The organism is Alcaligenes sp. Marseille-Q7550 (assembly GCF_965112015.1).
Window position 1 is genome coordinate 1,361,065 of record NZ_CBCOPU010000001.1, and the last position, 22,031, is coordinate 1,383,095.

At 65.3% G+C, this 22,031-nt stretch carries 23 protein-coding genes; 12 read left to right on the forward strand and 11 right to left on the reverse strand.

Translation table 11 applies throughout. The features are described 5' to 3' along the window. Positions 1 to 6: 6 nt before the first annotated feature. Together ACWPWO_RS06460 and ACWPWO_RS06465 are read right to left on the reverse strand one after the other, a co-directional pair. Positions 7 to 1,413: an efflux transporter outer membrane subunit gene (locus ACWPWO_RS06460; RefSeq protein WP_454005311.1), complete on the reverse strand. Its 1,407-nt coding sequence runs from the start codon at positions 1,411 to 1,413 to the stop codon at positions 7 to 9. A 66-nt stretch (positions 1,414 to 1,479) separates the two neighbouring features. Then, positions 1,480 to 1,974, reverse strand: a complete 495-nt coding sequence (locus tag ACWPWO_RS06465; RefSeq protein WP_394065099.1) for a MarR family winged helix-turn-helix transcriptional regulator — start codon at positions 1,972 to 1,974, stop codon at positions 1,480 to 1,482. A 127-nt stretch (positions 1,975 to 2,101) separates the two neighbouring features. Here ACWPWO_RS06465 and ACWPWO_RS06470 point away from each other — a divergent pair, with 127 nt between their 5' ends. After that, entirely contained in the window at positions 2,102 to 3,028 is a 927-nt protein-coding gene (locus ACWPWO_RS06470; RefSeq protein ID WP_454005313.1) for a DMT family transporter, read from the forward strand. A gap of 66 nt (positions 3,029 to 3,094) precedes the next feature. On the opposite strand, the gene ACWPWO_RS06475 is transcribed toward ACWPWO_RS06470, so the two are convergent. Both ACWPWO_RS06475 and ACWPWO_RS06480 read right to left on the reverse strand, forming a co-directional pair. Further along, positions 3,095 to 4,321: a DUF3734 domain-containing protein gene (locus tag ACWPWO_RS06475; protein ID WP_454005315.1), complete on the reverse strand. Its 1,227-nt coding sequence runs from the start codon at positions 4,319 to 4,321 to the stop codon at positions 3,095 to 3,097. Between the two features lie 155 nt (positions 4,322 to 4,476). Further along, positions 4,477 to 5,358 carry a LysR family transcriptional regulator gene (locus ACWPWO_RS06480; RefSeq protein WP_454005317.1) on the reverse strand — a complete coding sequence of 294 codons (882 nt, stop codon included), beginning with the start codon at positions 5,356 to 5,358 and terminating at the stop codon, positions 4,477 to 4,479. 101 nt (positions 5,359 to 5,459) lie between these two features. On the opposite strand from ACWPWO_RS06480, the gene ACWPWO_RS06485 reads away from it, so the two are divergent. Continuing rightward, the gene (locus ACWPWO_RS06485) at positions 5,460 to 6,515 is read left to right on the forward strand and encodes a YeiH family protein (protein WP_454005319.1); all 1,056 of its coding nucleotides are present in this window, start codon (positions 5,460 to 5,462) and stop codon (positions 6,513 to 6,515) included. Between the two features lie 54 nt (positions 6,516 to 6,569). On the opposite strand, the gene ACWPWO_RS06490 is transcribed toward ACWPWO_RS06485, so the two are convergent. After that, the gene (locus ACWPWO_RS06490) at positions 6,570 to 6,950 is read right to left on the reverse strand and encodes a SirB2 family protein (protein ID WP_454005321.1); all 381 of its coding nucleotides are present in this window, start codon (positions 6,948 to 6,950) and stop codon (positions 6,570 to 6,572) included. Positions 6,951 to 7,077: 127 nt separating this feature from the next. Beyond that, a complete protein-coding gene (locus ACWPWO_RS06495; RefSeq protein ID WP_454005323.1) occupies positions 7,078 to 7,944 on the reverse strand; it encodes an MBL fold metallo-hydrolase in 867 nt (288 codons plus the stop codon). Between the two features lie 67 nt (positions 7,945 to 8,011). On the opposite strand from ACWPWO_RS06495, the gene ACWPWO_RS06500 reads away from it, so the two are divergent. Genes ACWPWO_RS06500 through ACWPWO_RS06510 form a run of 3 tightly spaced genes read left to right on the forward strand, consistent with a single transcriptional unit; the run spans position 8,012 to position 9,197 of the window. Next, on the forward strand, positions 8,012 to 8,314 hold the full coding sequence (locus tag ACWPWO_RS06500; RefSeq protein ID WP_394065113.1) for an ArsR/SmtB family transcription factor: 303 nt from the start codon (positions 8,012 to 8,014) through the stop codon (positions 8,312 to 8,314). Between the two features lie 30 nt (positions 8,315 to 8,344). Then, positions 8,345 to 8,776, forward strand: a complete 432-nt coding sequence (locus tag ACWPWO_RS06505; RefSeq protein ID WP_454005326.1) for a YeeE/YedE family protein — start codon at positions 8,345 to 8,347, stop codon at positions 8,774 to 8,776. A 10-nt stretch (positions 8,777 to 8,786) separates the two neighbouring features. Continuing rightward, on the forward strand, positions 8,787 to 9,197 hold the full coding sequence (locus ACWPWO_RS06510) for a DUF6691 family protein (protein ID WP_454005327.1): 411 nt from the start codon (positions 8,787 to 8,789) through the stop codon (positions 9,195 to 9,197). An 89-nt stretch (positions 9,198 to 9,286) separates the two neighbouring features. Here the strand turns inward: ACWPWO_RS06510 and cadR are convergent, their stop codons facing one another. Next, entirely contained in the window at positions 9,287 to 9,718 is a 432-nt protein-coding gene (cadR, locus tag ACWPWO_RS06515; protein ID WP_454005329.1) for a Cd(II)/Pb(II)-responsive transcriptional regulator, read from the reverse strand. Positions 9,719 to 9,796: 78 nt separating this feature from the next. On the opposite strand from cadR, the gene ACWPWO_RS06520 reads away from it, so the two are divergent. Further along, positions 9,797 to 12,100: a heavy metal translocating P-type ATPase gene (locus ACWPWO_RS06520; RefSeq protein ID WP_454005331.1), complete on the forward strand. Its 2,304-nt coding sequence runs from the start codon at positions 9,797 to 9,799 to the stop codon at positions 12,098 to 12,100. Positions 12,101 to 12,291: 191 nt separating this feature from the next. Continuing rightward, entirely contained in the window at positions 12,292 to 13,962 is a 1,671-nt protein-coding gene (locus ACWPWO_RS06525; RefSeq protein ID WP_454005332.1) for a SulP family inorganic anion transporter, read from the forward strand. Between the two features lie 20 nt (positions 13,963 to 13,982). Here the strand turns inward: ACWPWO_RS06525 and ACWPWO_RS06530 are convergent, their stop codons facing one another. Genes ACWPWO_RS06530 through glpK form a run of 3 tightly spaced genes read right to left on the reverse strand, consistent with a single transcriptional unit; the run spans position 13,983 to position 16,154 of the window. Further along, on the reverse strand, positions 13,983 to 14,174 hold the full coding sequence (locus ACWPWO_RS06530) for a CopG family transcriptional regulator (RefSeq protein ID WP_454005333.1): 192 nt from the start codon (positions 14,172 to 14,174) through the stop codon (positions 13,983 to 13,985). Positions 14,175 to 14,180: 6 nt separating this feature from the next. Beyond that, on the reverse strand, positions 14,181 to 14,633 hold the full coding sequence (locus ACWPWO_RS06535; RefSeq protein ID WP_454005335.1) for a TM2 domain-containing protein: 453 nt from the start codon (positions 14,631 to 14,633) through the stop codon (positions 14,181 to 14,183). Between the two features lie 27 nt (positions 14,634 to 14,660). After that, on the reverse strand, positions 14,661 to 16,154 hold the full coding sequence (glpK, locus tag ACWPWO_RS06540; RefSeq protein WP_454005337.1) for a glycerol kinase GlpK: 1,494 nt from the start codon (positions 16,152 to 16,154) through the stop codon (positions 14,661 to 14,663). Between the two features lie 205 nt (positions 16,155 to 16,359). Here glpK and ACWPWO_RS06545 point away from each other — a divergent pair, with 205 nt between their 5' ends. Continuing rightward, positions 16,360 to 17,958: an FAD-dependent oxidoreductase gene (locus ACWPWO_RS06545; protein WP_454005339.1), complete on the forward strand. Its 1,599-nt coding sequence runs from the start codon at positions 16,360 to 16,362 to the stop codon at positions 17,956 to 17,958. Between the two features lie 123 nt (positions 17,959 to 18,081). On the opposite strand, the gene ACWPWO_RS06550 is transcribed toward ACWPWO_RS06545, so the two are convergent. Continuing rightward, on the reverse strand, positions 18,082 to 18,579 hold the full coding sequence (locus tag ACWPWO_RS06550; protein ID WP_454005341.1) for a C40 family peptidase: 498 nt from the start codon (positions 18,577 to 18,579) through the stop codon (positions 18,082 to 18,084). A 442-nt stretch (positions 18,580 to 19,021) separates the two neighbouring features. Here ACWPWO_RS06550 and flhD point away from each other — a divergent pair, with 442 nt between their 5' ends. The 4 genes from flhD to motB all read left to right on the forward strand — a co-directional run bounded on the left by flhD (position 19,022) and on the right by motB (position 22,029). Beyond that, complete coding sequence (gene flhD, locus ACWPWO_RS06555; protein ID WP_394065135.1) at positions 19,022 to 19,348, forward strand: flagellar transcriptional regulator FlhD; 327 nt, start codon at positions 19,022 to 19,024, stop codon at positions 19,346 to 19,348. A gap of 22 nt (positions 19,349 to 19,370) precedes the next feature. Continuing rightward, positions 19,371 to 20,042: a flagellar transcriptional regulator FlhC gene (gene flhC / locus ACWPWO_RS06560; RefSeq protein WP_454005343.1), complete on the forward strand. Its 672-nt coding sequence runs from the start codon at positions 19,371 to 19,373 to the stop codon at positions 20,040 to 20,042. A gap of 157 nt (positions 20,043 to 20,199) precedes the next feature. After that, the gene (gene motA / locus ACWPWO_RS06565; protein ID WP_454005345.1) at positions 20,200 to 21,078 is read left to right on the forward strand and encodes a flagellar motor stator protein MotA; all 879 of its coding nucleotides are present in this window, start codon (positions 20,200 to 20,202) and stop codon (positions 21,076 to 21,078) included. 12 nt (positions 21,079 to 21,090) lie between these two features. After that, on the forward strand, positions 21,091 to 22,029 hold the full coding sequence (gene motB, locus ACWPWO_RS06570) for a flagellar motor protein MotB (protein WP_454005347.1): 939 nt from the start codon (positions 21,091 to 21,093) through the stop codon (positions 22,027 to 22,029). Positions 22,030 to 22,031 lie beyond the last annotated feature (2 nt).

Consider the following 22,031-nt stretch of genomic DNA (forward strand, 5'->3'; position numbering starts at 1 on the left):
CGTTCGTTATGGTTTGGAGGCGGTCTGGGGTTCCTGGTAGCCGCCGCCCAGGGCCGTGGCCAGTTCGGCGTCCAGATTGAAGGCTTGCACGCGCAGGTCGGTGTCGAGCAGGGCCTGGCGCAGCACGTCGTTCTGGGCCAGCAGCACCTGCAGATACGTGCCCAGGCCGGACTTGTAGCGCTGCTGCGCGATGTCATAGGCGTGCTGGATGGCGGCGTAGGCCTTGGCCTGTTCCTGGCGCGTCTCGCGCAGGGACTGGATGCGGGCCAGGGAGTCGGCCACTTCGCGCAGGCTGTCCAGCAGGGTCTGGTTGTACTGCGCCACGGCCATGTCCTCTTCGGCCCGGCGCGAAGCCAGTTGGGCGTTCAAGGCGCCGCCATGGAAGATGGGCAGGCTGATCGCCGGGCCCGCCCCGTAGATCTGGCTGGAGTCGCGCACCAGCTTGTCCAGCCCCAGCGACATGAAGCCGGCGAAGGCGTTCAGGTTGACGTTGGGGTAGAAGTCGGCGCGGGCCGCCTTGACCGTGTGCCGGCTGGCCTCGACCGCCAGGCGGGCGGCGCGGATGTCGGGACGCCGGCCCAGCAGCTCCAGCGGGAGCGCGGCCGGCAGCAGGGTGTCGGGTTGGGGCAGGGAAACCAAAGCGACGGGCGCGGCCTGTTCGGGAGACTGGCCGCACAGGCTGGCGAGCTGGTTGCGCAGCAGGGCGGCGTTGCCATGGGCCTGGCGTTGCTGCACGCGGGCCGAGGCCAGGGCCGACTCGGCCTGGCTGACCTCCACTTCCGTGTCCAGGCCGGCCTGACGGGGCTGCCGCGTGATCTCCAGCACGGATTGGAACTGCTTGCTGAGCTTGTCCAGCGTCTGTTCCTGGGCCAGGGCGTTCTGCAGATGGAAATAGGTCTGCACGATGGCGCTGACCAGGGCGTTGCGCGCGGCGGCGTAGTCGGCCTGCGCGGCTTGTTCGCGCGACAGCGCGGCGCTTGCCAGCGAACGCTGCTTGCCCCACAGGTCCAGGTCAAAGCCCAGCTTCAGCTGCAGGCTGTTGTCGGTCAGCATGGAGCCGGCGTAGGGCGCCGGGTAGATGTAGTTTTCCGAGAAGCGCTGGCGCGTCAGGCTGTAGCCGGCGTCCAGCGTGGGCCATTGCACGGCGCGCGCGCCCTTGAGGGCCGCTTCGGCCTGGCGGATGCGGGCCTGGGCCAATTGCAGGCTGGGATGGTTCTGCAGGGCCCGCTCGAGCAGCGTGTCCAGTTGCGGGTCCTGATAGCGCGTCCACCATTTCTCCTGCGGCCACTGGACCTGGCTGTCCTGCAGCGCCAGGGCGGGGCCGTCCAGGGCGGCGACGGGAGGCGCCTGGGTATCCAGGGCGGCGCATCCGGACAGAAGGGCAAACAGCAGTAAAGGTGTGAGGCGCTTCATGCTTACATTCAGCTTAAAAAGACTGCCTAGGTTGTTTCTGCCTAAGCAGTGATTGGTTGAAAAAAATCAGTCGGGCTCGGCCTTGCCTTCGGTCGCCTTGCGGCCGTTGTCGATGACCCGGTGCAGCAGGGAGAACAGCGTATTGATCTCGGTGGCGGAAAAGCCTTCCAGGTGCTCGTTCATGGACTGGGCGATTTCAGGCAATATCTTGCCGGATACCTCGTGACCTTCCGGTGTCAGCTCCAGCAGGACCAGGCGGCGGTCTTCGTCGCAACGCTGACGCAGCAGAAACCCTTTGGCTTCCAGCCGGTCCAGGGTGCGCGTCATGGCGCCGGTGTCGATGTTCATCAGGCGTGCGATCTCGGCCGGCGTACGGGCGTTGTGATAGCGCAACATGATGAGCGGACGCCATTGCATGGCCGTCAGACCCAGCGGCGCCACGCGTTGATTGATGGCCAGATGCAGCGACGCCGACACGTTCTTGATCAGCAGACCAAGATTGGTGGGAGCGTTAAGGACATCGGTACCTTGACGATAGTAAGGTTGGGCCGTCTCAGGCATGGGCAGCAGCGTTGGGCAAGAGTAGAATCATTCCACCGAATATTTTAAATCTTTTTTTATTGCCTAGGCAATAACTGATGTGTGAGGCAATTCGCCATCGGGGGCCGGGCGAAGCGACGATATCGACATGCAAGCAAGTCAGCGCCCAGGCGCGCAGCGTAGTTCCTTTTTGATTGGTCTGGCGCTGGCGGGATTCGGCTCCATCCTGTTTTCGGCCAAGGCGGTGGTGGCCAAGCTTACCTATCAATACGATGTCACGGCGCTGACCGTCATCGGCTTTCGCATGCTGCTGTCGCTGCCGTTTTTCCTGGCCATCGCCCTGTGGCAGGTGCGCAAGGTGCGCCGCGGCGAATTGCCGGCGCTGACCGGGCGCCAGAAGCTGGAACTGGTCGGCCTGGGCTTCATAGGCTATTACCTGGCCAGCCTGCTGGATTTCATCGGCCTGGAATATATCTCGGCCGGGCTGGAGCGCCTGATCCTGTTCCTATCGCCCACCTTCGTGCTGCTGTTCTCGGCCGTTTTCCTGAAGCGCGTCATCCTGCCCAAGCAATGGCTGGCCCTGGCCTTGTCGTACCTGGGCGTCAGCCTGGTGTTCGTGCAGGACCTGAGCCTGTCGGGCGAAAACGTGCTGCTGGGTTCCTTGTGCGTGCTGGGCTCGGCCATTTCCTATGCGGCCTATCTGATCGGGTCGGGAGAGCTGCTCAAGTCCATCGGTTCCACGCGCCTGCTGGCCTATGCCATGTCCTATTCGGCCGTCTACACGCTGCTGCATTTCTTCGGCGCATTCGGCTGGCAGGGCCTGGTGCAGCCGGCGGGCGTCTATGGCCTGTCGCTGATCCACGCCATCTTCAATACCGTGCTGCCCACTTTCATGACCATGTGGGCCGTGGAGCGCGTGGGCGCGCCCATGAGCGCCCAGATGGGCCTGGTCGGGCCGGTATCCGTGCTGTTCCTGGCCAACTGGTTCCTGGACGAGCCCATAACCGGCATGCAGCTGCTGGGCACGGTCTTCGTGCTGGGCGGAGCCATGGTGCTGAGCCGCCGCAAGTCCTGAGAATGAGTCCAAGCGAGAAGCAGCCAGCAGTGACTGCTTCTCGTCTGGCGAATCCGAGGCGTACGCCTATTTTCCGTTTGCCAGCCGCTCCTCGATCTCGTCGCGGTGCACGTCGTAGGTGGCGAAGCCGGACAGATTGTCAGGCATGCTCAACCTGTCCCTGTGCTTGAGCGTCTGGCGTATGTCTTCCAGGCCGCTGCGCCAGTGCTCCTTCATGGTCACGCGCCCGAACTGGTAGTCCTTGTAGTGCTGCTCGTAGGGCTGGTTGCGGTAGATCAGGTGGATGACGTTGTAGCGCTTGTTGTTGGCCATTTCCTCGGCCAGCCGGCAGGGCAGGAATTCCTTGCGCTGTTCTTCGGGTATGGTCTCCAGCAGGCGCGTCATGACATGGCGCATGTACTGCGAGCGCCGCATTTCTTCCGTCACCATGCGGGTGCGGCTGGAGTAGCGGATCTCGTTGATGCGGTCGCTGACCTCGCTCATGTTGGTGGGCACGGGGCCGCGCGCGCTCCACAGGTCCACCTGAAAGACCAGGGTGTCGCGGCGCGGCGACTGGTCCAGCACGTACGACAGCGGCGTGTTGGACACCAGGCCGCCGTCCCAGTAGTACTGCCCGTCGATTTCCACCGGCGCGAAGGCCGGCGGCAGGGCGCCCGAGGCCATGAAGTGTTCGGCGCGCAAGGTCGTGCGGTGATTGTCGAAATACACGAAGTTGCCGGTGCCCACGTTGACCGCGCCGACCGAGATGCGCTGGCGCGCGTCATTGATGCGGTCGAAGTCGCACAGGCGCTCCAGCGTGCTCTTCAGGGCCGAGGTGTCGTAGTAGCTGGCCGCCTCGGGCACGCCGGGAGTGGTCTGCGGCGGCGGCGGAAAGCGCGGACGGAAGAAGCCGTTCTGGCCCAGCAGGAGCGCGCTGCCGGCATGGAAGGCGCTGACGGCCTCGCGCATGACATCGTTGATGCCGAACAGCGTCTTTTCCATGCAGCTCGGCGCCGGCAGCCCGTAATAGGGCTGGCAGATGGTGTCCCAGAATTCGCGCAGGCGCTCGATCCGTGTTTCGGGCGGATTGCCCGCGATGATGGCGGTGTTCAGCGCGCCGATCGAGATCCCGGACAGACAGTCCGGCTCGATGCCGGCCTCCAGCAATCCCTGGTAGACGCCGGCCTGGTAGGCGCCCAGGGCGCCGCCGCCCTGCAGCACCAGGGCCACGGTTTCATACGGCGGCAGGTAGTCGGGCCGTGCGAAAGGAGGCGCGGGCTGTTCCAGCAGGTCGGGCTTGGTCTCGGCATTCATGGCGGGGCTCTGTCTGAAAAGAAGGACGTGTGCGCTGCAACAAGCATAGCATTGCCGCGGCGCGTGTCCGAGGATGGAATGCAAAGCAGAGTGAAGCGGTTCCGGGCCTGTCGGCGCTTTGGGAGCAAGTCGCCTTTGAATGGCGCCCGCAGGCTCTAGGCGGGGGCCTGCAGGTGTTGCGCAAAAGCGGCAAGCACGGCGCTGCGGTAGCGCTCCTTGTGCAGGACCAGGGACAGGCGGCGTTTCAGGTCCAGGAAGGGAGTGTGAAGGATGCGCAGACGCCCGTTGGCCACCGCGTCGACCGTGGCTGCCTGCGGCAGGCAGGCCAGGCCCAGGCCGGCGATCACGGCCTGCTTGATGGCTTCGACCTGTCCCAGTTCCATCAGGACGTGGCCTGCGGGCAGGACATTGAGCGCCTGCTCGGTCAGCGCGCGCGAAGCCGAGCCGCGTTCGCGCATGATCCAGCTGGCGCCGGCGAAGTCGGCGTGCTCCAGTTCGGGTATGGCGGCCAGCGGATGGTCCGGCGCCGAGCACACCACCAGGGCGTCGTCGCGCCAGTGCCAGGTCTCCAGTTGCGGATGATTCACCGGGCCTTCCACACACGCGATGTCGCAACTGTATTCCAGCAGGCGGTTGACGATTTCCGCCGTGTTTTCCACCGTCACGTGCAGGGACACGCGCGGGTGCCTGCGCGCGAAGCCGCCCACCAGGTCCCCGATCAGGTAATTGCCCACGGTGTTGCTGGCGCCGATGCGGATTCCGCCGCGCAATTCGCTTTCATCCTGCAGGCTCTGCATCTCGCGCAGGCGTTCCAGGATCTCGCGCGCCTGTGGCAGCAATTGCTGGCCGCGGCTGGTCAGTTGCATGCGGCCGGGTGCGCGCTCGAACAGGGAGCAGTCCAGCTGCTTTTCAAGCTCGGCCAGAGCCATGCTGGCGGCCGGCTGCGACAAGTGGATGCTCTGTGCGCAGGCGCGCACCGTGCCCAGCGCGGCGATGCCGACGAACACTTCGAGCTGTCTGATGCTGATGGCGTTCATGATCAAAAAAATTGATACTTACGATAAGTAATAATGAATTTTTTTATATGGCTGGTCAACCTAAAATTACTTTCAATTATTAGAAAATGAGGTTTTCTACTATGGCCAGCACCACAGATTCATTGTTGAGCCGCGCCGGCGCGGCTGCCCAGGTCCGGACGGACCAGCCCCTGAAGCCGTCGCGCTGGTGGGGCTTCCTGCTGTCCCTGGCCGTGGGCGTGGTCGCCCTGGGTCTGGGCGAGTACTGGCCCTTGATCGGCGGGCCGGTATTTGCCATCGTTCTGGGCATGGTGGTGCGCAACCTGATCGGCGTGTCGCCGGTGTTCCGTCCCGGCCTGCAATTTTCCTCCAAGGTCCTGCTGCAATGGTCCATCATAGGCCTGGGCTTCGGTCTGAGCCTGCCGCAGGTGATGCGCACCGGCCTGGATTCGCTGGCGGTCACCCTGGTGACCCTGTCGGTGGCCTTCGTGGCCGCCTATGTGCTGGGCCGCATGCTGGGCATACCGTCCAAGCTGCGCACCCTGATCGGCGTGGGCACGGCCATCTGCGGGGGATCGGCCATTGCGGCCGTCACGCCCATCATCCGCCCCGAAGAGCACGAGACCGCGCTGGCGATCTCCACCATCTTCATTTTCAACATCCTGGCGGTGCTGATCTTTCCAGTGGCCGGCCACATGATGAACATGTCCGACGCCGGATTCGGCATCTGGGCGGGCACGGCCATCAATGACACCTCGTCCGTGGTGGCGGCCGGCTACAGCTACAGCAATCAGGCGGGCGACCACGCCACCATCGTGAAGCTGACGCGCGCCACCTTGATCATCCCCATCTGCCTGGTCCTGACCGGCCTGGAGATCTGGCGTTCGCGCCAAGACGGCAGGGACTTCGACCTGATGCGCGTGTTTCCCTGGTTCATCCTGTGGTTCATCGTGGCTTCCACGCTGCGTTCGCTGGGCCTGGTGCCCGTCCAATGGCTGGAGCCCCTGCGCTGGACGGCCCAGTTTCTGATGGTGCTGGCGCTGGCGGCCATAGGCCTGTCGTCCGATCTGAAAATCATGGCGCGGGCCGGTCTGCGTCCCGCCCTGCGGGGCCTGGGCGTGTGGGCGGCCGTGGCGCTCAGCAGCCTGGCGGTGCAGAGCTGGATCGGCGTCTGGTAAATCCTGTGCACGTTCATGGCTGGGGCTGCGGAGCTCGCCGCCCCGGCCAAGGAATCAGAAGAACCAGGAGCCGGGGCTGTGGCGCAAGGCCACGCCGACGATGTAGACGAAGATGGCCACCGCCAGCACGGCCGCCCAGGCGCGGCTTTGCGCGGTCTTGCCGCGCTTGATGGCGTAGCTGCCCACGACGATGTAGGCCGCCAGCAGCACGATCTTGGTGATCAGCCAGGGCTGGCCGGCGGCGGCGCCCAGCATCCCGGCCAGGGCCAGGCCGGAGACCAGCAGGACCGTGTCTATCACGTGGGGGGCGATGCGCACGAAACGGTTTTGCAAAAGGGCGGAGCCGCTGACCGACCAGAAGGCCCGGATGATGAAGAACAGAATGCTCAATCCTGCCGCGGTCATGTGCAGGTGCTTGATGGCCATGTATGTCATGCCTTGGATTTCCTCTGAACGGTCATGTGAATGAAAGGGGGCGATTGCAGTATACGCAAGCCCGTCCTGTAACAGGTCTGCTCCAGCTCAGAGTCGGCGACATGGCCGCAGGTTCCCCGGCGGGGGATCAGAGCAGGTTCAGCGGCAGTTTCAGATACGCCTGGCCGTTGTCTTCGGGCTCCGGAAAATGTCCGGCGCGGATGTTGATCTGAACGGAGGGCAGGATCAGGCGCGGCATGGCCAGGGTCTTGTCGCGCGCTTCGCGCAGTTCCCGGAACTGCTCTTCGGTGACGCCGTCGCGCACGTGGATGTTGCCGGCTCTCTGTTCAGCCACCGTGCAGTTGCAGCGCGGCTCGCGCCCCTCGGGCGGGTAGTCGTGGCACATGAACAGCACCGTTTGCGCTGGCAAGGCCAGCAGACGCTGGATAGACCGGTACAGGTGGACGGCGCTGCCGCCTGGAAAATCGCAGCGCGCCGTGCCCACGTCGGGCTGGAACAGGGTGTCGCCCACGAACACGCCCAGCCCCTGGACGTGATAGGCCATGTCGGCCGGGGTATGGCCGGGAACGTGCAGGGCCTGCACGGGCAGGGCGCCGATGTGGAAATGCTGCTGGTCGTCGAACAGGGCGTCGAAGGGCGTGCCGTCGGCCTTGATCTGCGCTTCTATATTGAAGATGCGGCCGAACGTCGCTTGCACCTGCCGTATCTGCCTGCCGATGGCGATCTTCCCGCCCAGTCGCTCCTGCAGCCAGACGGCGGCGGACAGGTGGTCCGCGTGCGCGTGGGTCTCCAGTATCCATTGCACCTGCAGCCCGCGCCCGCGCACAAAATCCACGATTTCCTGGGCCGAATCGCTGCGGGTGCGGCCGGCCGCGGCATCGTAGTCCAGGACGGAGTCGATGATGGCGCATTCCTTCTGGCCATCGGCATGGACCACGTAGGAGAAGGTGGAGGTGTCCGGATCGAAGAAGTGGGCGACCTGAGCTTGGGGCATGGCGGTCCTCTTACGTTATTTAAAAATATAATATATAATAATATATATTGTTTTCTGGCTGATTGATATGAGTCAACCCGATCTGCAGGCCTTGCGCCTGGTGGCCGATCAGGCCAGCAATCTGTTGCGCAAGCTGGCCAACCCCGATCGCCTTCTCATTCTATGCGCCTTGGTGCAGGGGGAGTGCAATGTGGGCGAACTGGCGCAACGCAGCGGCATCGGCCAGCCCACCTTGTCGCAGCAATTGACGGTATTGCGCCGTGAAGGGCTGATCGCCAGCCGCAAGGACGGCAAGTTCGTATATTACCGGCTGGAGCATCCGGATGTGCTGGCGGTGATGCGGACCTTGTACGGGATTTTCTGCGCGTAGGCCTTGAACCGGTTCTCAGGAGAGCAAAACATGATTCACATCGACTGGGCGTCATTCACGCCCTGGAGCGCCCTGCTGGGAGGCGCTCTGGTGGGGGGCGCGGCCGCCGTCCTGGTGCTGCTCAATGGCCGGGTGTTCGGCATCTCGGGCCTGGTCTCGGGCACCTGGAGCGCAGCGCGCGGGGATCGCGGCTGGCGCTGGATGGCCTTGCTGGGCCTGGCGGCGGCGCCCTGGGCGTATCGCCTGGCAGGCTGCACCGTGCCGGTTCCCGGCGGGCAGCCCTGGCTGCTGGTGGTGCTGGCCGGCTTGCTGGTGGGGTTCGGGACGCGACTGGGATCGGGGTGCACCAGCGGACACGGGGTCTGCGGTTTGTCGCGCCTGTCGCCCCGCTCGCTGGTGGCTACGCTGGCATTCATGGCCAGCGGTTTTCTGACGGTGTTCGTTGTACGCCATCTGCTTTAAGGAACGGGATGTGACTTACATCATTGCCTTGCTCAGCGGCCTGGTCTTTGGCCTTGGGCTGCTGCTGTCCGGCTTGGCCGATCCGGCCAAGGTGCTGGGGTTTCTGGACCTGGCCGGCGCCTGGGACCCGTCTTTGGCGCTGGTGATGGCGGCGGCCATTGCGGTGGCCATTGTCCCGTTCACGCTGGCGCGGCGCCGCACGCGCACATATTTCACGAACCAGCCCATGCAGTTGCCCGCCAGCCGGCGCATCGACAGGCCGCTGGTGCTGGGCGCGCTGGTCTTCGGCGTGGGCTGGGGGTTGGCGGGTTTTTGCCCCGGTCCGGCCGTGGTGCTGGCGGCTTCGGGTGCGCCCATGGCCCTGCTGTTCCTTGCGGCCATGCTGGTCGGCATGTGGCTGGCGGGGAGGTTGCGCGGCTGAGCATGCGCCTTTGCGCCTCTCTTCGCCGCTGCCTGTGACGCGGCCCGGTCGATGCGGCCGGGCCGGCGCCTTCTGGCGCCGGGACAGCCTCAGCCCAGGTGGGTGGTGGGGCCCGGCGCGCGGTCCGGGTCCCGGTCCCCCGGGCCCGGCAGGATGCCGCAGTGCTCCAGTCCGCCGGCCTGGCCGCAGCGGTGGCGCAGTTCCTTCAATTGTTCCTGCAGGTGTTCCAGTTCGCGGATGCGCACGGCCACGTGTTCGATATGTTCGTCGAGCAGGCTGTTCACGGGCTCGCAATCCTGGGCCGGGCCGTCCATATGGGCCAGCAGGGCGCGGATTTCTTCATGCGTCATGTCCAGGCTGCGGCAGTTGCGGATGAAGCGCAGCCGTTCCAGGTGCATGGCGCGGTACTGCCGGTAGTTGCCTTCGCTGCGTTCGGGCTCGGGCAGCAGGCCGACTTTTTCGTAATAACGGATGGTTTCGGTGTTGCAGTGGCTTTTTTGCGCCAATTCGCCGATTTTCATGACAAGGCTCCTGAAGGCTTGACCTTGTAGTTACTTTAGGCTTTCTACTGCAGGCATGCAAGAAAGCGAGGAGCTGCAATGACTTCTTTCGACAAGACCAGAACAATCCCTCCCACGGGCAGCGAAGCGCGGGGCGACCATGCGCACGATCATTCCCATGATCACTCGCATGACCATTCCCATGACCATGGGCATGACCACGGCCATGATCATGGACGCGCCCAGGCGGGCGCCGCCGCCGCGGCCTGCTGCGCCATGCCGGCGTCCGCGCCGGCCGCCGCCCTGGCCGCCAGCACCGGCACCCGCCTGGCGGCGCCCATTGCCGACATGGATTGCCCGGCCGAGGAAAACATGATCCGTTCGGGCCTGAAGCGCGTGCCGCAGGTGCGCGAGCTGGGCTTTGACCTGATGCAGCGCATCCTGACGGTGGATCATGCCGAAGGAGCGCGCGACATAGTGCTGCAGGCCTTGCGCGGCCTGGGCTTCCAGCCTCGCATGGCGGACGAGGCCCCCGCAGCGGCCGCTCCCGCACGCCAGGGCCTGGTGCGCATTGTCGCCGCCGTGGCGCTGGCGCTGGGTGCGGAGATCAGCCACTGGCTGGCCGCGCCCGAATGGCTGGTCATCATCCTGTCGCTGGGGGCCATTCTGTCCGGCGGCGTGCAGGTCTACAAAAAGGGCTGGATCGCGCTGCGCAACGGCCAGTTGAACATCAATGCGCTCATGAGCATTGCGGTCACCGGCGCGGTGCTGCTGGCCCAATGGCCGGAAGCTGCGATGGTGATGTCCTTGTTCAGCCTGGCCGAATGGATCGAGGCCCGCTCCCTGGACCGCGCCCGCAACGCCGTGGACAGCCTGCTCAAGCTGGTGCCCGACGATGTGCAGGCCAGCGCCGACGGGCGTGGCTGGAGCCGCCTGCCGGCCAGCCAGGTGCAGGCGGGCTGGTCCGTGCGCGTGGCGCCGGGCGAGCGCTTCGGACTGGACGGGCAGGTCGTGGAGGGGCTCAGCGCCGTCAACCAGGCGCCGATCACCGGCGAGAGCGCGCCCGTGGACAAGGGGCCGGGCGACGAAGTTTTTGCAGGCACCATCAATGGCATGGGCGAACTGGTGTACCGGGTGTCGGCCGCGCACGATGATACCTTGCTGGCGCGCATCACCCGCTCGGTCCAGGAGGCCCAGGCCAACAAGGCGCCCATCCAGCGCTTCGTGGACCAGTTTTCCCGTGTCTATACGCCGCTGGTGGTCGTGGCCGCCGTGCTCATGGCCGTGGCCCTGCCCCTGGTGTGGGGGGTGAGCTGGCTGGACGCGGTGTATCGCGCCCTGGTGCTGCTGGTGATCGCCTGCCCATGCGCGCTGGTGATTTCCACGCCGGTAGCCGTGGTCAGCGCGCTGGCGAGCACGGCGCGGGCCGGCATCCTGGTGAAGGGCGGCGTCTATCTGGAGCGCGCTCGCCAGTTGCGCTACCTGGCTGTGGACAAGACCGGCACCCTGACGCTGGGACAGCCGGCGCTCGATGTCTACGGCAGCCTGCGCGAAGGCGTGTCGGACGAGCAGGCCCTGGACCTGGCGGTGGCGCTGGCGGAGCGCTCCGATCATCCGGCTTCGCAAGCCATCGCCCGGGGCCGGCATGCGTCCGGCCTGGCGGGCCTGGAGCAGTTCGAAGCCATCGCCGGACATGGCGTGCAGGCTCGCGGCCTGAACGGCGCGCTGCGGCTGGGCAAGCGCAGCTGGGTTCTGGAGGGTGCGGATCCGGCTTCCCTCAGCCAGGCTGAGCAGCAGGCCCTGGAGAGCGGCGCCAGCATGGTGTATCTGGGCGACGGCAAGGGGCTGCTGGCCTGGTTCGCCGTCCTGGACACGTTGCGCCCCACCACGGCCCAGGCCATTGCGGCCCTGCAGCGGCAAGGCGTGCAGGTGGAGATCCTGTCGGGCGACCATGAGCAGGCCGTGCGCCACGTGGCTGCTCAGGCCGGCATCGCGGACTACCGGGCCGGGCTGCTGCCGCAGGACAAGCTGGAACGCATCGAACAGCGCCTGGGCCAGGGCCTGGTGGCCATGGTGGGCGACGGCATCAACGATGCGCCCGCCCTGGCTCGCGCCGACGTGGGCATTGCCATGGGCGCGCTGGGCTCGGACATCGCCATCGAAACAGCCGATGTGGCGCTGATGGACGACGACCTGGGCAAGATTGCCTTGCTGATGCGGCAGTCCCAGGCCCTGCACCGCGTGTTGTGGCAGAACATCAGCCTGGCCTTGGGCATCAAGGCCGTGTTCCTGGTGATGGCCTTGAGCGGCCAGGCCACCATGTGGATGGCCGTGTTCGCCGACGTGGGCGCCAGCCTGCTGGTGGTGCTCAACAGCCTGCGACTGTTGCGTGCGCGACACTGAGCATACTTCCGTCCGACTTCCCCGCCTGGCGACAGGCGGTTTTTTTGGCGGCCGGCCCCGCTTCTGTATGGGCAAGAATGCGAATAGTATTATCATGTAATGATAACTAATAGGACCGGCCTGATGTGGCGCGGGGCCTGTCCGGCGCCTGTCGAAATACGCAGGCTGGCCGGGTGTCGCAAGGACGGACGATGATTGCACTGCTGGAAGCGGGCCGAGCCGGCCTATTGAACCGCCGTCATTGGTTGAACAATGTGCTGGCGGGCCTGATCGTGGGCGTGGTGGCGCTTCCCCTGGCCATGGCGTTCGCGATCGCCTCGGGCGTCAAGCCGGAGCAGGGCCTGTACACGGCCATCGTGGCTGGTTTGGCGGTGTCCGTTCTGGGCGGCAGCCGCGTTCAGATCGCCGGCCCCACGGGCGCCTTCATCGTCATCCTGTCAGGGGTGGTGGCTCAGCATGGCGTGGCGGGGCTGCAGATCGCCACTCTGATGGCGGGCGTCATACTCCTGCTGCTGGGCCTGCTGCGGCTGGGAGCGGTGATACGTTTCATTCCCGACCCGGTCATCGTGGGCTTCACGGCCGGCATTGGCGTGATCATCTGGGTGGGGCAGTGGCGCGACTTCTTCGGCCTGCCGGTCGTCCAGGGCCAGCACTTCCATGAAAAACTCTGGTTCCTGCTGCAGAACCTGCCCGCTCTGGACCCGGCCACCACCGGACTGGGAGTGCTGTCCCTGATCATCCTGCTGGTTCTGCCCCGGGTGCGCGGCCTCTCGCGCATTCCAGCGCCCCTGGCGGCGCTGGTGCTGGTGACGCTGGTGCAGGCCGTGTTCCGCTTCGAGTCGGTGGCCACCATCGGGTCCAGCTTCGGTGCCTTGCCGACCGGCCTGCCGTCGTTCCAGTGGCCGCAGATCACGCTGACGCGTGTGGTGGAACTGATCGGGCCGGCCTTTGCCATCGCCATGCTGGGTGCGATCGAATCCCTGCTATCGGCCGTCGTGGCCGACTCCATGACCGGCGCCAGGCACGATTCCAACCAGGAGCTGGTGGGCCAGGGCGTGGCCAATATGCTGGCGCCCCTGTTCGGCGGCATTGCCGCAACCGGGGCCATCGCCCGCACCGCGACCAATATCCGCAATGGCGGCAACAGTCCGCTGGCGGGCATCGTGCATGCTGCCTTCCTGGTGCTGGTCCTTCTGTTGCTGGCCCCATTGGCGGCCTACATTCCCTTGGCGGTGCTGGCCGCGATCCTGTTCGTCGTGGCCTGGAACATGAGCCAGGCGGGGCTGGTGCTGCGCTTGCAGCGCCGTCTGCCGGCGGCCGATCTGCTCATCCTGTGGGTGACCTTCGCCCTGACGGTGTTCGCCGACCTGGTGGTGGCTGTCAACATCGGGGTGGTGCTGGCCATGCTGTACGTGCTCAAGCGCACCTCGGACGGCGTGCAGGTCCGTTCGCTGGAGGGCAGGGAGCTGCAGCGCGTGCTGGACGTGGAGCCCGGCGCGAGCCCGCGCGAGGACATACGCGTGCTGGTGGTGGAGGGGCCGTATTTCTTCGCCAGCGTGGATGCGGTGAACCGCGCCTTGCAGGAAGTGCCGGAGGCGGTGCGGGTGATCGTGCTGCGCCTGAACTACGTGCCCTTCATGGATGCCACCGCCTTGCAGGCCCTGGAGACGGCCCTGGATGATCTGGCGCGCCGCGGCGTGCAGGTGGCGCTGACCGAGGCCAACGAACGCGTGTCGCGCAAGGTGCGCCGCATGGGCCTGTTGGCCCGCGTGCATGGCCGGCGCATCTACGACACGGCGACTGAAGCCTGGCTGGGCGCGGCAGCCGGCCTGGACCGGCCAGGGCCTGTCAACGCTATTTAGAAAGCTCGCATCGACAGGTTCTAGGCCGGCGGGTCTATGCGGGGATTGCGCGCGGCGCCGGGGTAGTCCACATCGTGGCGGGCCAGGTAATCACGTATCAGTTGTCGCACGACCTGGGGCGGCGTCAGGTCCTGCCGCTGGCACAGGGCCTCGAACGCCTTCTTCTTGGCCGGGTCTATCAGCACCGTCAGCCTTGCAGTCTTGTTTTCCATGGCGGGTCAGCGGCTCAGCGTGAATTCGTCATTGCCCATGAACGCGTAGCGCAGGGCGTCGATCAGGGCCAGGATGTAGGCCAGCGGGGCCCAGATGACGAACAGCACGACGAACAGCAGGCCCCAGCCTATCTGCCCGAGATAGAAGCGGTGCGCGCCTATCCAGCCCAGGAAGATGGCCAGCACGATGGCGATCTTGCGGTGGCTGGTGGGGCGTTCCAGCTCTTCTTTCTTGGCGCTGGCGATCCACATCACCAGGGGAATGGTGATCAGCAGGGCCAGCAGCGCCTTGCCCCAATGCAGCGCCAGGTATTCGCGCACCTGGAGCGCCAGGTCGGCGAAATCATCGATGATGAAGCCCAGGTAGGACAGCAGCTCGCGCAGCACGGCCTCGCCAAAGGTCAGGCCCAGCAGCACCAGCACGAAGATGGCGATGCCTAATATGATTCTCTGCAGCATGGTGTTCCCATCAAAAAGAGTCGATGTTCATTGCGTGCGCGCCTGGCGCACCGCCTGCTCCCAGCCGTGCATCAGGGTCTGGGCCTGGTCGCGCGACATGGCGGGCTCGAAGACCCGCTCGCTGCGCCAGAGCGTGGCGATCTCCTGAGGGTCTTTATACAGCCCGCAGCCCAGTCCCGCCAGATAGGCGGCGCCCAGCGCGGTGGTCTCGATGTTGTCCGGGCGCACGACGGGCAGGCCCAGCAGGTCGGCCTGGAATTGCATGAGCAGATTGTTGGCGCTGGCGCCGCCGTCCACGCGCAATTCGTGCAGAGGGCTTCCGCCGCTGGCCTGGACGTCCCGGTTCATGGCCAGCAGCACGGCGGCGCTCTGGTAGGCGATGCTGTCCAGGGCGGCGCGCGCTATGTGCGCCATGGTGCTCGAGCGGGTCAGGCCGGTGATGACGCCGCGCGCCTGGGCGTCCCAGTAAGGTGCGCCCAGCCCGGTGAAGGCCGGCACCAGATGCACGCCCTGGGCGTCGGGGACGCTGCGCGCCAGCGCTTCCACCTGGGCGCTGTGCTCCAGCGCGCCCAGCCCGTCGCGCAGCCACTGGACCACGGCGCCGCCGATGAATACGCTGCCCTCCAGCGCGTAGGAGGGGTCGGGGCCGTGGCGGGCGGCGCAGGTGCCGATCAGGCCGTTGTGCGAATCGGGGGAGCGCGACCCGCAGTGCATCAGTAGGAAGCAGCCCGTGCCGTAGGTGTTCTTGGCCATGCCCGGCCTGAAGCATGCCTGGCCGAACAGCGCGCTTTGCTGATCGCCCGCCACGCCGCAAATGGGAATGGCGCGGCCCAGCAGCGCCGGGTCGCAGTCGCCGAAGTGGCCGGCCGAGTCGCGCACCTGGGGCAGGATGGCGGCCGGGATGTCGAACAGCGCCAGCAGCTCCTCGTCCCATTGCGCTTGATGGATGTTGAAGAGCAGGGTGCGCGAGGCATTGCTGATGTCGGTCGCATGGACGGCTCCGCCGGTCAGGTGCCAGATCAGCCAGCTGTCCACAGTGCCGAAGGCCAGCTCCCCGCGTTCGGCCCGTTCGCGGGCGCCGGGCACCGAATCCAGCAGCCAGCGCAGCTTGGTGGCGGAGAAATAGGCGTCGATGGGCAGGCCCGTCTTGCGAGTGATGAGTGCTTCGAGGCCCTGTTCGCGCAGTCGCGCACAGAGGTCCTCGGCGCGCCTGTCCTGCCAGACGATGGCGGGGTGCACGGCCAGACCGGTGCGCCGGTCCCAGAGCAGGGTGGTCTCGCGCTGGTTGGTGATGCCGGCGGCGGCGATGTCCTGTGCCGTCAGCCCGGCCTGCTCGATGGCCTGGCGCGCGGTGGCCAGCTGGGTGTCCAGGATTTCCTGCGGGTCATGCTCGACCCAGTCGTTGCGTGGATAGTACTGGCGGGTTTCCTGTTGAGCCTGGGCGAGGATGCGGCCGTCGGCCGCCACCACGAGGCTTCTGGAGCTGGAAGTGCCCTGATCGAGTGCAAGAATGAATGTCATGCGGGTCCGGCCGATGAAAACAAAAGCAGCCCACAGTGTACCGGCTGCAGGCCGGCTCTGCGCGCCACGCGTGGTGCGGCGCCTGATTCTTGGGATGGCAAGTTTCGCTGCAAGGTGGAGAGCAAGAGGTTAAAATAAGGGTAAATACCGACTCGGCCCGCCCTGATCCGGGCTGCCGCCGGCTCCAGACTCGACGATAGCTCCCATGACCACTCGACACTCACCGTTGCTGACCGATAGGACGCAAATGCTGGGCGCTCTTGCGCGCACAACACAGGCCGACCTCGTTGTGGTGGGTGGCGGCGCGACCGGGCTGGGCATTGCCCTGGATGCGACGCTGCGCGGGCTCAAGGTGGTGGTGCTGGAAGCCTGGGACTTCGCCAAAGGCACCTCGTCGCGGGCCACCAAGCTGGTGCACGGCGGCGTGCGCTACCTGGCGCAAGGCAACATCTCCCTGGTGCGCGAGGCCCTGCACGAACGCACCCATCTCCTGCACAACGCGCCGCATCTGGCCCAGCCCCTGCCGTTCGTGATGCCCAGCTACAAATGCTGGGAAACCCCTTTCTACGGGCTGGGACTGATGGCCTACGACGCGCTGTCGGGCCGCGAGGGCCTGGGCAGCACGCAGTTCCTGGGCGCCGCGCGCGTGCGGCAACTCTTGCCCGGCGCCCGCCGCAGCGGCCTGAAGGGCGGGGTCAAGTATTGGGACGGCCAGTTCGACGACGCCCGGCTGGCGCTGGCGCTGGCGCGTACGGCGGCGCTGTACGGCGCCTTGCTCGTCAATTACTGCCCGGTCACGGAAATCCAGCACCACGAAGGACGGATAGCCGGCGTGCGATGCCAGGACAGGGAAAGCGGGCAGACCTATCAGGTGCGGACATCTTGCGTGGTGAACGCCACTGGCGTCTGGGTGGACCGGTTGCGCGAACTGGACGGCCAGGAGGGCGGCCGCCAGGCGCGCCCCATGGTGGCGCCCAGCCAGGGCGTGCATCTGGTGGTGGATCAGGACTTCCTGCCCGGCGACCATGCCCTGCTCGTGCCGCGTACGCGCTATGGGCGCGTGCTGTTCGCCGTGCCCTGGCTGGGCAAGCTCATCCTGGGCACGACCGACACGCCGCGCGAAGACGTGCCGCTGGAACCTCGGCCTCTACGCCAGGAAATCGATTTCATCCTGTCGGAATCCGCTCATTATCTGCAGAAGGCGCCGCGCGAGCAGGACGTGCGCAGCGTCTGGGTCGGCTTGCGCCCGCTGGTCCGCCCGGTGGACGAGTCCGGGGATGGCAAGACCCAGTCCATCAGCCGTGAACATACCGTGCTGGTCAGCCCCAGCGGTCTGGTCACGGTCACCGGCGGCAAGTGGACCACCTATAGGGCCATGGCCCAGGATGTGCTCGAACGTTGCGAACGGGCCGGACTGGTGGGCAAGCTGCCGGCCTGCAGCACGCTGGATCAGCGCCTGGTCGGCGCGTCGCACGCCGCGGCGCGGCGCTCGCTGGGCAGCGCGCCGGGGCTGGACGCCTATGGCAGCGAATCGGACTGGGTCAAATCCCTGCCGGGTGCGGACGTGGAGCTGGCGCCGGGCCTGAGCGAGGCCATGGTGCGTTTTGCCTGCCGCTATGAATACGCCCGCACCGTCGAGGACATGCTGGCGCGGCGCTCGCGTCTGCTGTTCCTGGACGCGCGGCTGGCGCAGCGCACGGCCCCGGCCGTGGCGCGGCTGATGCAGGAAGAAACCGGCCGCGATCCCGAGCTGGACGCTTTCCTGAAGCTGGCGCAGACGTACGCCACCTTGCCGGCTGCGTGATCGCGGGCCGTTGAGCCCCTCACCGCAAAGTCAGGTACTGCCTGGTCCATGCGGCGCTGGAAGCGCTCCTTCCTTGCCGCCAGCACATCCCGGCCGCCAGGCAGCAGACCTTCTTCTGGGTTCTTATTCGAAAAATGTCCGGGCCGTCTCGAAGCGCCTGGCGAAATAGGGGTTGTCCATGGAATCGATGCGCACCCGCCCGCCGCTGGAGGGGGCGTTGATGAACTGGTTGTTTCCTATATAGATGCCCACGTGCGAATTGGGCCTGCCCAATGTATTGAAGAAGACCAGGTCGCCCGGCCGCAACTGCTTGCGGCTGATGCGGCGGCTGGCGCCTGCCTGCTCCGCGCTGCTGCGCGGAATGGGGGAGCTCGAGCGCTCCTGGCTGAACACATAGTGCACCAGCCCGCTGCAGTCAAAGCCCGTGGAGGGTTCGCGTCCCCCGTAGCGGAACGGGGAGTCGAGCAGCGTCATGGCCGAGAGCACCACGGCGGAACGCCGTCCGTCTTCGACGGTAACACTGGATCGGGAGGCGGGGCCTGGCGGGGCGCCGGCGCAGGCAGACAGGAGAGCCAGCAACAGCAAGGCGATCAGTCGTTGCGTAAAAGCAGCAAGGTTCATATGTGGTTACAAACTTGTGCGCCGGGAATGGAACTTCCCGCTTCTGCCTGCATTATGCCGATCTTTCGTTCTTTTCGGCAGCTTGAGTAAAAAAAAACCATGGGGAGAAGGGCTTAGGCTTTCCGGCCGCTGGCGCGGAACACGTCCGGGCGCCCGGCGTCTTGATCTCGGTCACGTAACATCCAGTTTTATATCTACAACATTAAGTGAGCATCTGATAAGATTCAGTCTGCAATTGATACATTTAATGCATATTTTTCACTGTATTCATGTCGATGTCGTATTGTTTCTCGGCGTGAGTCGGTAAGAAATAGCGGTATGGCAGGGTGCTCGTGCAAGGTTTCTCTAGAACACGATACGCATCTTTGTAACATTTCCCGTGTTAAATGTTGTTTGTTACAAGAAATTAGCTGGTTGAACCAGTTTTACAAGGAAGGCTGACATGCCCGTATCGGAAAATTCGCTGCTGAATGACATTCAGGAAGTCAATTTGTCGTACTTGCTGCTCGCACAACGCCTGCTTCGCGAGAATTTTTCGGCAGGAATGTTCCGGCTGGGGTTCGACGCCGATGTGGCCGAAACCCTGATGCATCTGTCCCCCGCGCAATTGGTCAAGCTGGCCAGTTCCAGCTCCCTGATCTGCGGCTTTCGCTTCAACGACTACGATCTGCTCACGACGCTGACGCAGAATGTGCTGGGCGGCGTGCTGCAGCAGGCCCATTCCACCATTCTGCTGTCCCAGAGAGCGACGGCCGGTCAGGCGGGCTGACGGCAGGGACGATCCAAACGTTATGGCTACAAAAAGCGTCGCCAAAGAGGCCCAGGAAATCGGCCTGGCTTCGGAAATGATCGAGTTGGGGGCGCGTTTGCAGGTGCTGCAGGCGGAAACCTCGCTCAGCTACGACCGTCTCGCGCGCCTGTATCGGGAAGTCAAAGGATGTTCGCCGCCCAAGGGCATGCTGCCGTTCTCGGTGGACTGGTTCATGACCTGGCTGCCCAACATCCATTCCAGCCTGTTCTACAGCATCTATCAATTCATGGTCGCGCAGACTCCCTGCGGCAAGAGCCAGGCTCTGGTCGAGGCGTACCGTCTGTACCTGGAGCAGTCGGCCGCCGGCCGCGTCGAAACGACGGCGGACGAGGAACCCGTGCTCAGCTTCACGCGCGCCTGGATGCTGCTGCGCTTTTTCGACAGCGGTCTGCTGCAGCTTTCCCAGTGCGAGCGCTGCAAGGGCGGTTTCGTTGCCCACGCCCATGATCCCGAAGCCGGTTTTGTCTGCGCCATATGCCGCCCGCCGCCGCGTGCGGGCAAGACGCGCGCCAGCAAGGCGCGCGGCAGCCGCAAGGTCGAGGCCGCCAGCAAAGAAGCCCGGCCTGCCCGCGAAGAGCCATGCGCCCCGCGCCGCGCCCCGGCCGCTTCCCGGCGCCAGCTCCAGCCGGACGTGCCCGCCCGCATCGGCTAGCGTCCGCGCGCCGGCCGTTCCAGTTTCCTGAAGTGTTTCCGATGTGCAAAGAGGACCGGAAGCGTCGATCTATGCGGGAAAAAGCCCGTTGAAGCGGCGTTTTGGCCCGGCCACTTGCCGCCATCATTAGTTGCGTGTACTTGAAGAAGGCGTATCCGTGCTTATTCTGATTGGATATATCGTTGTCTTTGTCTCCGTGTTCGGGAGTTTCGTGGCCCTGGGCGGGCATATGGGCGCCCTGTACCAGCCTTTCGAATTGCTGCTGATCGGCGGTGCGGCGATGGGCGCCTACTTCGCGTCCAACAGCGGCAAGTCCATCAAGCTGCTGGCCGGGGCCCTGCCCATCGCGTTTCGCAGCAGTCCCTACAACAAGCAGTTGTACATGCAGCTGATGGGCATGTTGTACGTCCTGCTCAACAAGGCGCGCCGCGACGGCATGATGTCCATCGAGTCCGATATCGAGAACCCCGAACAGAGCGCCATCTTCGCCGATTACCCCAACGTGGTGAAGGATCCGGCCCTGATGAACTTCATCGCGGACTATCTGCGCCTGATGATCAGCGGCAACATGAGCTCCTTTGAAATCGAGACCCTGATGGAGCAGGACATCGAGACCCACCAGCACGAGCGCAACGTGCCCGCCCGCGCCCTGCGCGAAGTGGCCGACGCACTGCCCGCCTTCGGTATCGTCGCGGCGGTGCTGGGCGTGGTCAAGGCGCTGGCGTCGGTGGACCAGCCGCCGGCCGTTCTGGCCGACCTGATCTCCAAGGCCATGGTCGGCACTTTCCTGGGCATCTTGCTGGCCTACGGTTTCGTGGCGCCGCTGGCCGCGACCATCGAGCGCCGCACGGCCGACTCGGTCAAGGTGCTGGAGTGCATCAAGGTGACGCTGCTGGCCAACATGAACGGCTATCCTCCCCAGCTGGCGGTGGAATTCGGCCGCAAGGTCCTGTTCTCCACGGAGCGCCCGTCCTTCCAGGAACTGGAGGAGCATGTGCGCCAGGCCCGCTCTGCAGGTGGCGGCCGTAAAGCCTGATCGGAAGCAGTCATGAGCAATCACAAGGACAGAGTCGTCATCCGCCGCAAGAAGACGGCGCACGGCGAACACCATGGCGGAAGCTGGAAGATCGCCTACGCGGACTTCATGACGGCCATGATGGCCTTTTTCCTGGTGATGTGGATCCTGTCGCTGGTCCCCAAACAGGACCTGAAGGAGATCGCCGACTACTTCCGCATGCCGCTGATCGACGCCGTCACAGGCGGCCAGCAGGGGGATCAGTCGCGCAGCGTCATTCCCGGAGGGCAGCCCAGCCTGATTCCCAACCCCCATCCGGGCGCGACCAACAGCGACGCCATGCAGGATCGTCAGGATGTCGAGCGCCTGGAAGACCTGAAGTCCGCTCTGGAAGAGCTGATCCGCATCGACCCGGTGCTCAAGGAGTTCCGGCCGCAGTTGCTGCTGGACATGACCCAGGACGGCCTGCGCATCCAGATCATCGACCGGCAGAGCCGGCCCATGTTCGCCACCGGCAGCGCTCTGGTGCAATCCTATATGCGGGCCATCCTGCGCTCCCTGAGCCAGCCCCTGAACGAGATGCCCAACCGCATCCAGATCACCGGCCACACCGACTCCATGCAGTACGCCAGCGGCGAGCGCCTGTACAGCAACTGGGAGCTGTCCGCGGACCGCGCCAATGCGGCTCGCCAGGAACTGGTCGCGGGCGGCCTGGCCGAGGCCAAGGTCAAGCAGGTGCTGGGCCTGGCCGACACGGTCAGCCTGGTTAAAGATAACCCCGCGGCGGCCGTAAATCGGCGTATCAGTCTGCTCGTGCTCAATAGCCGCGCGGAACGACGCATCGATGAGCAGAATGCCAGCGGTTCCGAGGAATTCGACCTGCGCGAGGCCATGCAGGAGCCGGAGGGGCCCATCAGCGTGCGCATCCCCGGTCTGCCTGAGTTGCCCGGCGCTCTGCCTGTCACGCCGTAAAG